At 60.2% G+C, this 12,015-nt stretch carries 11 protein-coding genes and 1 pseudogene; 1 reads left to right on the top strand and 11 read right to left on the bottom strand.

All coding sequences use genetic code 11. The features are described from left to right. Positions 1-2: 2 nt before the first annotated feature. The 11 genes and pseudogenes from mpl to metH form a co-directional block, all read right to left on the bottom strand. Complete coding sequence (gene mpl / locus ACYCZ5_RS03715; protein ID WP_461543436.1) at positions 3-1,340, bottom strand: UDP-N-acetylmuramate:L-alanyl-gamma-D-glutamyl-meso-diaminopimelate ligase; 1,338 nt, start codon at positions 1,338-1,340, stop codon at positions 3-5. A gap of 3 nt (positions 1,341-1,343) precedes the next feature. After that, positions 1,344-1,697 carry a DMT family protein gene (locus ACYCZ5_RS03720; RefSeq protein WP_461543437.1) on the bottom strand — a complete coding sequence of 118 codons (354 nt, stop codon included), beginning with the start codon at positions 1,695-1,697 and terminating at the stop codon, positions 1,344-1,346. A gap of 12 nt (positions 1,698-1,709) precedes the next feature. Beyond that, positions 1,710-3,335 carry an NAD(P)-binding protein gene (locus tag ACYCZ5_RS03725; RefSeq protein WP_461543438.1) on the bottom strand — a complete coding sequence of 542 codons (1,626 nt, stop codon included), beginning with the start codon at positions 3,333-3,335 and terminating at the stop codon, positions 1,710-1,712. Continuing rightward, positions 3,328-4,335 (bottom strand): thiamine pyrophosphate-dependent enzyme, encoded by a 1,008-nt coding sequence (locus ACYCZ5_RS03730; RefSeq protein WP_461543439.1) that lies wholly within the window; start codon positions 4,333-4,335, stop codon positions 3,328-3,330. The genes ACYCZ5_RS03725 and ACYCZ5_RS03730 overlap by 8 nt, the downstream gene beginning before the upstream one ends. A 10-nt stretch (positions 4,336-4,345) precedes the next feature. Next, on the bottom strand, positions 4,346-5,602 hold the full coding sequence (porA, locus tag ACYCZ5_RS03735; protein WP_461543440.1) for a pyruvate ferredoxin oxidoreductase: 1,257 nt from the start codon (positions 5,600-5,602) through the stop codon (positions 4,346-4,348). Continuing rightward, entirely contained in the window at positions 5,595-6,176 is a 582-nt protein-coding gene (locus ACYCZ5_RS03740; protein ID WP_461543441.1) for a 2-oxoacid:acceptor oxidoreductase family protein, read from the bottom strand. Before ACYCZ5_RS03740 ends, porA begins: the two co-directional genes overlap by 8 nt. A 61-nt stretch (positions 6,177-6,237) precedes the next feature. Next, on the bottom strand, positions 6,238-6,690 hold the full coding sequence (locus tag ACYCZ5_RS03745) for an FKBP-type peptidyl-prolyl cis-trans isomerase (protein WP_461543442.1): 453 nt from the start codon (positions 6,688-6,690) through the stop codon (positions 6,238-6,240). Next, entirely contained in the window at positions 6,691-7,023 is a 333-nt protein-coding gene (locus ACYCZ5_RS03750; protein ID WP_461543809.1) for an FKBP-type peptidyl-prolyl cis-trans isomerase, read from the bottom strand. Between the two features lie 30 nt (positions 7,024-7,053). Next, positions 7,054-7,377 (bottom strand): annotated as a pseudogene (locus ACYCZ5_RS03755) (FKBP-type peptidyl-prolyl cis-trans isomerase); the annotation flags it as partial. 26 nt (positions 7,378-7,403) lie between these two features. Beyond that, positions 7,404-7,679, bottom strand: a complete 276-nt coding sequence (locus ACYCZ5_RS03760; RefSeq protein WP_461543810.1) for a GIY-YIG nuclease family protein — start codon at positions 7,677-7,679, stop codon at positions 7,404-7,406. Between the two features lie 3 nt (positions 7,680-7,682). After that, a complete protein-coding gene (metH, locus tag ACYCZ5_RS03765; protein ID WP_461543443.1) occupies positions 7,683-11,360 on the bottom strand; it encodes a methionine synthase in 3,678 nt (1,225 codons plus the stop codon). 192 nt (positions 11,361-11,552) lie between these two features. On the opposite strand from metH, the gene ACYCZ5_RS03770 reads away from it, so the two are divergent. Beyond that, positions 11,553-12,008: a bacteriohemerythrin gene (locus ACYCZ5_RS03770; RefSeq protein ID WP_461543444.1), complete on the top strand. Its 456-nt coding sequence runs from the start codon at positions 11,553-11,555 to the stop codon at positions 12,006-12,008. The last annotated feature ends 7 nt before the right edge of the window (positions 12,009-12,015 follow it).

A 12,015-nucleotide genomic window follows, 5' to 3' on the forward strand; every position in this document is an offset into this window, starting at 1 on the left:
GGTCAGCTCTGCAGCCGAAGCAACAGTTTTTCGTGTATCCCGCCGAACCCTCCGTTGCTCATCACCAGTATCTGGTCGCCTGACTTCGCCGCGCTGGCGATGGCATCGATGAGTTCGTTGAGGTCGTCCTTCACCAGTGCCTTGTCGCCCAGCGGTGCCAGCGCACCGCGCGCATCCCAACCCAGATTTCCCGCATAGCAGAAAGTCAGGTCGGCATCTTTCAGACTGCCGGGCAGCGCATCTTTCATCACGCCCAGCTTCATGGTGTTGGAGCGCGGCTCCAGCACAGCCAGGATGCGCGCCTTGCCCACCTTGCGGCGCAGACCGGCAACGGTGGTGTCGATGGCAGTGGGGTGATGCGCGAAATCGTCGTACACGGTGATGCCGTTGACCGTACCACGCACTTCCATGCGGCGCTTCACGTTCTTGAATTCTCCCAAGGCCGCCAAGCCTTGCGCGACCGGCACACCGGCATGCCGCGCCGCGGCCAGCGCGGCCAGCGCGTTCATGCGGTTATGCTCGCCCATCAAGTCCCATTGCAGCTTTCCTTGCACCTTGCCGTTGAGCGATACCTGCTCGTTCGCGTCGATGTTCCAGCCGTCCTCAGAACCAAACTTCTCCACCGGCGTCCAGCAACCGCGCTTGATCACGCGCTGCAATGATTCTTCGCGGCCGTTGCTCACCACCAGCCCGCTACCCGGCACGGTGCGCACCAGATGGTGGAACTGCGTCTCGATAGCAGCGAGGTCTGCGAAGATGTCGGCGTGGTCGAATTCGAGGTTGTTGAGGATGGCCGTGCGCGGACGGTAATGCACGAACTTGGAGCGCTTGTCGAAGAAAGCCGTGTCGTACTCGTCCGCCTCGATCACGAAGAACGGCGACTCGGTGATGCGCGCCGAGATGCCGAAGTTCTGCGGCACGCCTCCGATGAGGAAGCCGGGATTCAGTCCCGCATATTCCAGTATCCAGGCCAGCATGGACGTGGTGGTGGTCTTGCCGTGCGTGCCCGCCACACCCAGCACCCACTTGTCGCGCAGCAAAGTATCCGCCAGCCACTGCGGGCCGGAAACGTAAGGCAGTCCGCGATTCAATATCTCTTCCATCAGCGCATTGCCGCGCGACACCACGTTGCCGATGACGAACACGTCCGGCTTCAGCTCAAGCTGCTCGATGCCAAAACCCTCGATCAGCTCGATGCCTTGTTCGATCAGCTGCGTGCTCATCGGCGGATAGACGTTGGCATCGCAACCAGTGACGCGATAGCCCGATTGCTTGGCGATGGCGGCGATGCCGCCCATGAAGGTGCCGCAGATGCCGAGGATGTGGATGTGTTTGCTCATGGATTACGTTCTGAAAATAAAATACACCGCGCCCACCAGGCACAGTCCCGCCCACAGATAATCCAGCTTCAAAGGCTGGTTCATATACATCACCGCGAACGGTACGAAGATGGTCAGCGTGATGACTTCCTGCAATATCTTCAACTGCCCCAGACTGAGCTGAGTGTAGCCGATGCGGTTGGCTGGCACCTGCAGCAGATACTCAAAAAGGGCGATGCCCCAGCTCACCAACGCTGCCACATACCAAGGCGAGGTCGCCATGTTCTTCAGATGGCCGTACCAGGCGAAGGTCATGAACAGATTGGACACGGCGAGCATCATCGCCGTGATGAGCAACGGGTTGGAAAGATGGTTCATAGCGGAGTCAGGTCAGATGTCTTCCGGCACCATCTTGATCGAACCGCACGGGCACTCGGCCTCGCAGATGCCACACCCCTTGCAGTAGTCGTAGTTGAACTCGAAGCCCTTGCCGGGGCCGAGCTTGATCACCGCGTTGTCGGGGCATACCCCATAGCAGTTGTCGCACTCGAAGCAGTTGCCACAAGACAGGCAGCGCCTTGCCTCGAACAAAGCATTCGTCTCGTCCAGTCCGCCCTGCACCTCGTCGAAGCTGGTCTGGCGGCGGATGATGTCCAGCATCGGGCGCACCGTCTTGTCGGCGTCGGAGTAGTACCACGGGTTGAGTTTGTCGAAGGTGGCGATCTCGTGCTTAGGCTCCGGCACGTAGGTGATGCCGCGCAGCCAGGCATCGATGTTGCGCGCCGCCTTCTTGCCGTGGCCCACACCCACTGTGACCGTGCGCTCCGACGGCACCATGTCGCCACCGGCGAAGATGCCGGGGAAGCCGGTCATCATGTTGGGCGTGACCTGCACCACGCCATCTTTCACATCCAGCCCCGGCACGCCTTGCAGCAGGGAAAGGTCGACATCCTGCCCCAGCGCCAGCACCACAGAATCCGCTTCCAGCTTCTCGAACTCGCCGGTCGGCTGCGGGAAACCCTTATCGTCCAGCACCATGCGTTCCACTGTAATCTCGCCCGCTTCCGCCTGCTTGATGGTCGACAGCCACTTGATCATCACGCCTTCCTGCAGCGCTTCCTCGATCTCAAAATCATGTGCAGGTGCCTTGTCGCGCGTGCGGCGATAGACGATGAGCGGCTCGCCGCCCATGCGTTTCACCGTGCGCGCCACATCGATAGCCGTGTTGCCGCCGCCGTACACCACCACCTTGCGGCCCAGCATCGGCTTGTCTTCGCCCTCCATCGAACGCAGCACCGACACCGCATCCACGATGTGCGAAGCGTCACCCGCCGGAATCATGGCGCGTTTGCCGATGTGCGCGCCGACAGCGAGGAAGGCCGCATCAAAAACACCGAGCTGCATGCTCTGCTCGATGTTCTCGACCTTGGTATTCAGCTTGAGCGTCACGCCGAGATCGAGGATGCGCTGCACCTCGGCGTCCAGCACGTCGCGCGGCAGCCGGTATTTCGGGATGCCGAAACGCATCATGCCGCCGGCCAGCGGGCCGGCTTCCTGGATCTCGACCTGATGGCCCATGCGCGCCAGATGATAGGCGGCAGACAGGCCCGACGGACCAGCGCCCACCACCAGCACCTTCTTGCCGGTTGCGGCCGCAGGTGCGTCGAATTTCCAGCCGCGCTTGATCGCCTCGTCACCGAGGAAACGTTCCACCGAATTGATACCGACCGCTTCATCAAGCTGGCCGCGGTTGCATGAGGTTTCGCAGGGGTGGTAGCACACACGCCCCATCACCGACGGCAACGGGTTGTCGCGCACCAGCACGCGCCAAGCCTGCTCGTAGTCCCCCGACTCGGCATGGAACAGCCAACCTTGGATATTCTCGCCCGCCGGACAGGCGTTGTTGCACGGCGGCAGACGGTTGAGATACACCGGCCGCGACGAGCGCCAGGAGCCGGTCAGGTTGGCCAGCGAAGTGCCCGGTTTCAGCGTGATGGCAAAAGGTTTGTTAGCCATGGGCCTTCTCCTCATCGAGCAGACCGTACTTGCGGATGTTGCGGTCGGCGATGGCTTGCAGGTGCGCCACCATCTCCGGATGCGCATGCTTGCCGAACAGGTGCGCGAAGCGTTTCTGCGGCTTGAGGTAGTCCTCGATAGGCTGCTTGTTGCGGATCTTCAGCACGCCGGTGACCTCGCCATGCTCGGCCTCGAACACCGGGAACATGCCAGTCTCCTTCGCCAGCCGCGCCAAACGGATGGTGTCGTGCGAGGCCGAACCCCAGCCCAGCGGGCAGGGCACGAATATCTGGATGTAACGCGCGCCGTGCATCTTCATCGCCTTGCGCACCTTGTATTCCAAGTCGCGCAAGTCGGCCACGGTCGCGGTCGCCACATAGGGGATGCCGTGTGCCATGGCGATCTCCGGCACGTTCTTTCCCTGGCCGAACACGTTGCCCGGCTCCGGCCCTACCGGCATGGTGGTCGCGGTGCGCGCCGTCGGCGGCGTGGCGGACGAACGCTGCACGCCGGTGTTCATGTAGGCCTCGTTGTCGTAACAGATATAGAGCACGTCGTCGTTGCGCTCGAACATGCCGGACAGGCAGCCGAAGCCGATGTCGGTGGTGCCGCCGTCGCCGCCCTGCGCCACCACGCGCACATTGTTCTTGCCCTTCACCTTCATCGCGGCGGCCACGCCGGTCGCCACCGCCGGTGCGTTGCCGAACAGCGAGTGTATCCACGGCACCTGCCAGGATGATTCTGGATAGGGCGTGGAGAACACTTCCAGACAGCCCGTCGCGTTCACCGCGATCAGCTGGTTGTTGCTCTCCGCCATTGCGGCATCGATGGCATAACGCGCACCGAGCGCCTCGCCGCAGCCCTGACAGGCGCGGTGGCCGGAGTTGATCGAGTTGCTGCGCAGCTCACCGGCCTGCACGCTGCGCGCGTCCGGTGCGAGCAAACGATTGCCCACGGTGTAGGTGCCGGTCTGGTAGAACTTCACAGGTTGAAAACTCATCGTGCTCTCCTCAACCGAACTTGGCAGACGAAGACATCCCTTTGTCATACAGGATGTTCTCGGCGATCGGACCGGAGTGGCGGTTCTGTTTCTCGCGCTCCAGTTGTTTGTTGACAACGTCCCAGTCGAGGTCGACGAAGGTCACCGGCGGCAGCTGCTCCTGCTCCGCTTCGAGGAACAGTTTATGCAGCGACGCCTTGGTGATGTTGCGGCCGCCCAGTCCAGCGATGGCGGTAAAGCCCTTCAATCCGGTGCCGCTCACCGCCATACGCACGTCGGTGGCGACGATGCCGCCCATGCCGACCGCAAGGCTCTTCTCCAGCACCACGAAGCGTTTGCAGTTCACCAGCGCGGCGCGCACTTCCTGTAGCGGGAAGGGGCGATAGCTGATGATGCCCAGTACGCCGATCTTGTGTCCCTGTTCGCGCAGCTCGTCCACTGTATCTTTCACCGTGCCCAGCACCGAACCCATCGCCACGACCATCGTTTCCGCATCGTCGGCGCGATAGGTGCGCACCAGTCCGCCGCTGTCGCGCCCGAACTGTTGTTTGAATTCCGCCGCCAGTTGAGGGATCAATTCCAGCGCCTGCATCTGCTTGGCGTGCGCCAGATACTTGACCTCCATGAACGCTTCCGGCCCCACCATGGCACCGATGGAGACCGGCTCCGCCGGGTCCAGCATCTGGCGCGGATCGAACGGAGGCAAGTAACCATCCACCTGCTCCTGGGTCGGGATGTCCACGCGCTCGAAGGCATGGGTGAGGATGAAGCCGTCCATGCACACCATGATGGGCATGGAGAGTTCTTCGGCAAGTTTGAACGCCTGGATGTGCAGATCGACCGCTTCCTGATTGGTTTCGGCGAACAGTTGCATCCAGCCGGAATCGCGTTGCGAGAGCGAATCGGAGTGGTCGTTCCAGATATTGATGGGCGCGCCGATGGCGCGGTTGGCCACGGTCATCACGATGGGCAGGCCGAGTCCGGCGGCGTTGTAGACCGCTTCCACCATGAACAGCAATCCCTGCGAGGCGGTCGCCGTATAGGAACGCGCACCGGCTGCGGAAGAACCGATGGCCACCGACATCGCGGCGAACTCGCTCTCCACGTTGATGAATTCGCACGGCGTCAGTTCACCCGACTTCACCATCTCGCCCAGTGCCTCGACGATATGCGTCTGCGGCGAGATCGGGTAGGCGCAGATCACTTCGGGGCGGCATAGCGCGATGGCCTCGGCGACTGCTTTCGAACCTTCAATCTGTTTAAGCATGGGCGCGCTCCTCCATCTGCTTTTTCACCAACTCATAGGCTTCCGTCGCCGCCGCGATATTGCCTTCCGCGACCTTGCCCGAGAACTTCTCGTTGATCGCCTTGATCACGGATTCGAGTTTGAACATGCCGGACAGCGCGGCGAAACCGGCGATCAACGGCACATTGGGGATAGGACGGCCGACATGCTTCAGACCCAACTCGGTCGCGGGCAAAGTGGACAATTTGGCATGGCCACGCTGCTTCACCAGCTCACCCAGCCCGATCTGCTCGAAGCTATGCGCGGAATTGAGCAGCACGTAACCATCCGGCTTCAATCCGGCGAACACATCGATCTGATGCAACAGGGTAGGGTCCTGGATGATGAGCGCGTCCGGCTCCATGATGGGTTCGCGCAGACGGATCTCTTTGTCGTCGAGGCGGCAGAACGCCACCACCGGCGCGCCCGTGCGCTCCGAACCGAAACTGGGGAAAGCCTGCGCATGGCGACCTTCTTCGAAGGCGGCGACAGACAGCATCTCGGTAGCGGTCACCACGCCCTGACCACCCCGTCCGTGTACTCGAATCTGGAACATCTGCCGCTCCTTTACTTGCGTACTGTCACATTGGAATGTTACGCCAGTTTAACCAGCATGTTCATTTGACTTCGAGCAACTCCACATCGAATACCAGCGTTGCGTTAGGCGGGATCACGCCGCCCGCACCACGGGCACCGTAGCCGAATTCCGGGGGAATGACCAACGTGCGCTGGCCGCCCACTTTCATGCCTTGCACACCGACATCCCAGCCCTTGATGACTTGGCCCGCACCGAGCGGGAAATCGAACGGGCGATTGCGATCGCGCGAGCTGTCGAACTTGCTGCCCTTGTGCTGCGGCGCGGCCTCGTCATACAGCCAACCAGTGTAATGCACCGAAACAGTCTGACCGGCGCTGGCGACCGCACCCGCGCCCGCTTTGCCCTCGATCTGCATCAACTCGGTCACCTTGCTGGCCTTGGCCGCCGGCAACTCGGCTTGGGAACAGGCACTGAACAACAGACTGCTCGCGCCGAGCAGGGCGGCGAGCGGAACGAAAGTGAAACGCTTCATTTAGTTCACGCCCAGCAGTTCTACTTCGAACACCAGCGTCGCATTGCCGGGAATCACGCCGCCCGCGCCGCGCGGGCCATAACCCATCTCCGGCGGGATGGTCAGCGTGCGCTGACCGCCTACCTTCATGCCCTGTACGCCCATGTCCCACCCCTGGATCACATGGCCCATACCCAGCGGGAATTCGAACGGCTCGTCGCGGTCGCGCGAGCTGTCGAACTTCGTGCCCTTGTTACCTTCCGCATGCTTATCGAACAACCAGCCGGTGTAATGCACGGTCACATGCTGCCCCGCATGCGCCTCGTCGCCCTCGCCGACCTTGGTGTCCACCATCTCGGTGCGGATCACCTTCAACAGCTTCACGTCGAACACCAGCGTCGCATTCGGCGGGATCACGCCACCCGCACCGCGCGGGCCATAGCCCATCTCGGGCGGGATCACCAAAGTGCGCGTACCGCCTTCCTTCATGCCCGCCACGCCCTCGTCCCAACCCTTGATGACACGCCCGCCGCCGAGCGGAAAATCGAACGGCTCGTTACGGTCCAACGAACTGTCGAACTTCGTGCCCTTGTTGTCTGCTGCGTTTTCGTCGAACAGCCAGCCGGTGTAATGCACGATGACGGTTTGTCCGGCTTGCGCTTCCGCGCCTTCTCCGAGTTTGGTGTCGGTTTTGATGAGGGTGGTCATGTTGCGATTTCCTTAGTGGTTAATTGTTAGCCTCTGAACTTCGGCCATTGGTTGTAGCCAATAACCGGGTTATTTGATTGATACTCCAAAATGAACTTGGATTCGCTGCTGTTAATTTCTGCGGCATCTTCGGACTCCATCAGTATCTCTTTTCTAATTGAGAAATCTCTTCGCTGATCTTCCGAAAAATCTTTTTCTACTAGTTCACTATTCACGCTGCCAAAATATGTAAGCGTGCCCGTCAGGTCTTTCCCAATATAAATCTTTCCATTCGGATAAGTGATTTTGTAGATGACCTTCATCACTCAATAGCTCAGCACCGGCGCCAACCACCGTTCGGCCTCGTCCACCGTCCAGCCCTTGCGCTGTGCATAGTCCGCGACCTGATCCTTGTCCACCTTGCCGGTGGCGAAATATTTCGCTTCGGGATGCGAGAAGTAGAAACCGCTGACTGCGGCGGTGGGCAGCATGGCGAAGCTCTCGGTGAGGGTGATGCCTGCATTCTGCGGTGCTTGCAGCAGTTCGAACAGCGGGCCTTTTTCGCTGTGCTCTGGGCAGGCGGGATAGCCGGGCGCGGGGCGGATGCCGCGGTATTTCTCGGCGATGATGTCGTCGTTGCTCAGACCTTCATCTGCCGCATAAGCCCAGAACTCACGGCGCACGCGCAGGTGCAGATGTTCGGCGAAGGCTTCGGCGAGGCGGTCGGCCAATGCCTGCAGCATGATGGCGCTGTAGTCGTCGTTGGCCTTTTCGAATTCCTGCATCTTCTTTTCGATGCCGATGCCCGCGGTGACGGCGAAGCCGCCGATGTAGTCTTTCACACCGCTTGCCTTGGGGGCGATGTAGTCGGCCAGGCAGTAGTTGGGGATGTCGGCGGGCTTCTTGGTCTGCTGGCGCAGGTTGTGCCAGGTCATCTGCACCTTCTTGCGCTTGTCGTCGGCGTAGATCTCGATGTCGTCGCTGTTCACTGCATTGGCCGGGAACAGGCCGAACACGGCGTTAGCGGTGAGCCATTTCTCTTTGACCAGCTTCTTCAGCATTGCCTGCGCATCGGCGAACAGCTTGGTGGCTTCCACACCGACCACTTCGTCCTGCAATATCTTCGGATAGCGACCGGCCAGTTCCCATGCCTGAAAGAACGGTGTCCAGTCGATGAATTCCACCAGCGCATCCAGCGGGTAGTTCTCCAGCTTCTGCACGCCGAGCAGCTTGGGCTTGGGCGGTGAATATTTCTTCCAGTCGGTCTTCAGGCCATGTGTGCGCGCTTCCTGCAGCGACACATAAGTCGCCTTGCTCTTCTTGCCTTCGTGCTGCTCGCGCGCGGCCTGATAGTCGGCCTTGAGTTCGGCTACATAGCCGTCGCGCAGGGTAGAGGAGAGCAGGTTGCTGCACACGCCCACAGCGCGCGAGGCATCTGTGACATACACCACGGTGCCGCTCGGATAATTGGGTTCGATCTTCACGGCGGTATGTACGCGCGAGGTGGTCGCGCCGCCGATCAGCAGCGGCACTTTGAAGCCCTGACGCTCCATCTCTTTCGCCACATGTGCCATCTCTTCCAGCGAAGGCGTGATGAGGCCGGACAGGCCGATGATGTCCACGTTATGTTCGCGCGCGGTGTCGAGGATCTGCTGGCAGGGCACCATCACACCCATGTTGATAACTTCAAAGTTGTTGCACTGCAACACCACGGTGACGATGTTCTTGCCGATGTCGTGCACGTCGCCCTTCACGGTCGCCATCAATATCTTGCCCTTGGGCTTGGTGTCGCCGGAACGCAGTTTCTCCGCTTCGATGTAGGGGATCAGATGCGCCACGGCCTGCTTCATCACGCGTGCCGACTTCACCACCTGCGGCAGGAACATCTTGCCCGCGCCGAACAGGTCGCCGACCACGTTCATGCCGGTCATCAGCGGGCCTTCGATCACTTCGACCGGGAACTTGGCTTCGAGTCGTGCTTCTTCGGTGTCTTCCACGATGTAGGTGGTGATGCCGCGCACCAGTGCGTGGGTCAGTCTTTCCTGCACCGTGCCTTTGCGCCATTCCAAGTCTTCCACCTGCGCCTTGCCGCCACCCTTGAAGTTCTCGGCCAGCGTGACAAGTTTCTCGCCCGCGTCAGGATGGCGGTTCAGCACCACGTCTTCGACCGCTGCACGCAAGTCCTTCGGCAGTTCTTCGTACACGCCCAACTGACCCGCGTTGACGATGCCCATGTTCATGCCGGCCTTGACGGCGTGGTACAGGAACACGGTATGGATCGCCTCGCGCACCGGCTCGTTACCGCGGAAGGAGAACGACACGTTGGACACGCCGCCGCTGATTTTGGCGTAGGGCAGGTTGTTGTGTATCCACGCGGTGGCTTCGATGAAGTCCACGGCATAGTTGTCGTGCTCTTCGATGCCCGTCGCGATGGCGAAGATATTCGGGTCAAAGATGATGTCTTCGGGCGGGAAGCCGACCTTGTTCACCAGGATGTCGTAGCTGCGTTTGCAGATCTCAGTCTTGCGCGCATAGGTGTCGGCCTGGCCCGCTTCGTCAAACGCCATCACCACGGCTGCCGCGCCGTACTTCTTCACAAGCGTGGCGTATTTGACGAAGTTCTCTTCGCCTTCCTTGAGCGAGATGGAGTTGACGATGCTCTTGCCCTGCACGCATTTCAGGCCCGCTTCGATGATCTCCCACTTGGAGGAGTCGATCATCACCGGCACACGTGAGATGTCCGGTTCGGAGGCGATCAGCTTGAGGAACTTCACCATCGCGGCCTGACCGTCCAGCATGGCGTCGTCCATGTTGATGTCGATCACCTGCGCGCCGGTCTCGACCTGCTGCTTGCAGATCTCCAGTGCTTCTTCGTACTGGCCTTCCATGATCAGACGCTTGAACTTGGCCGAACCTGCCACGTTACAGCGCTCGCCCACGTTCACGAACAGAGAATCCGCGCCGATGTTGAACGGCTCCAGACCGGACAGGCGGCATTCGACCGGATTCTGCGGGATCTTGCGCGGTGCGATGTCTTTCACCGTCTCGGCGATCGCCTTGATGAAGTCCGGCGAAGTACCGCAGCAACCGCCGATGATGTTCAAGAAGCCGCTCTCGGCCCATTCCTTGATGTGGCCCGCCATATTCTCGGGCGTGTCGTCATAGCCGGTCTCGGCCAATGGATTGGGCAGACCAGCATTGGGGTGGGCGCTCACATAACAGTTGGCGACGCGCGACAGCTCTTCCACATATTGGCGCAATTCTTCCGCGCCCAGCGCGCAGTTCAGGCCGATGGAGATCGGCTTGGCGTGGGCCAGCGAGTTGTAGAAAGCTTCGGTGACCTGACCGGTCAGCGTGCGGCCGGAGGCGTCGGTGATGGTGCCGGAGATCATGATCGGCAAGGACGTACCGCGCTCTTCGAATACCGACTGCACCGCGAAGATCGCCGCCTTGGCGTTGAGCGTATCGAAGATGGTTTCGATCAAAATCAGATCAGCGCCGCCGTCCATCAGGCCACGCGTCGCATCGGAGTAATCGCTCACCAATTGGTCGAAGCTGATGTTGCGCGCCGCCGGATCGTTCACGTCGGGTGAGATGGTCGCGGTCTTGTCGGTGGGGCCGAGCACGCCCGCGACGAAGCGCGGCTTGTCAGCAGTGGCGTATTCGTCGCAGGCCTCGCGCGCCAGTTTGGCTCCGGCCTTGTTCAGTTCGTAGTTCAGCGCCTCCATGCCATATGCTTTGAGCGTGGTGGCATTGGCGCCGAAGGTGTCGGTCTCGATGATGTCCGCGCCCGCCGCCAGGTATTCGCAATGGATGGCCTTGATGACTTCCGGCTTGGTGATGACCAGCAGGTCGTTGTTACCCTTGAGGTCGCGATGCCAGTCCGCGAAACGCTCACCGCGATAGTCCGCCTCGGTCAGCTTATAGCGCTGCACCATGGTGCCCATGGCGCCGTCGAGGATGAGGATGCGCTTTTGCAGCAGGTCTTGAATGTTGTGTTTCATGGGAATCGGCTCTTGAATCGATCACGGATTCTACCATGCAGCCTTACTTGCTTCGTTTGGCGGGCACCCTGCCGCTCATCGTTTTAGTCATGCCGTATGTCGTTCTGTGAAGACTGATGGCTTGCTGCCCTCCGTTAATACCACTACTATTCATGTGACTATATTACAGTGCCTGTCGCACATTGGAGCATCATGGCTAAGTTCGTATGGACCGATCAGCTCAACGTCGGGATCGATGTCATAGACCAGCAACATCGCCGTATCGTCGAGTACATCAACCAACTGGACGACGCCCGCTCGAGCGGTATGTCGAACGACGAGATCTCCTGGTTACTCAATGACTTGGTCGATTACACCATCTCCCATTTCGGTTTCGAGGAAAGTCTGCAGGAAGAGGCTAAATATCCTTTCCTGACCTCGCACAAGAAAGTCCACGAACTGTTCACCAAGCGCATCGCCGATTTTCAGAAGCGCGCCGAACAGGGCGAGGATGTCGTCAAGGGCCTGAACAGCCTGCTGGTGACCTGGCTGTTCAACCACATCAAACGTGATGACAACGATTACGTTGAATCCGTTAAGACTTATCTGGCGCAGAAACAGGACTTCGTCGAACGCAAACGCGGACTATTCGCCAGACTGTTCGGATAACAATAAC

Source organism: Sideroxydans sp. (assembly GCF_054604835.1).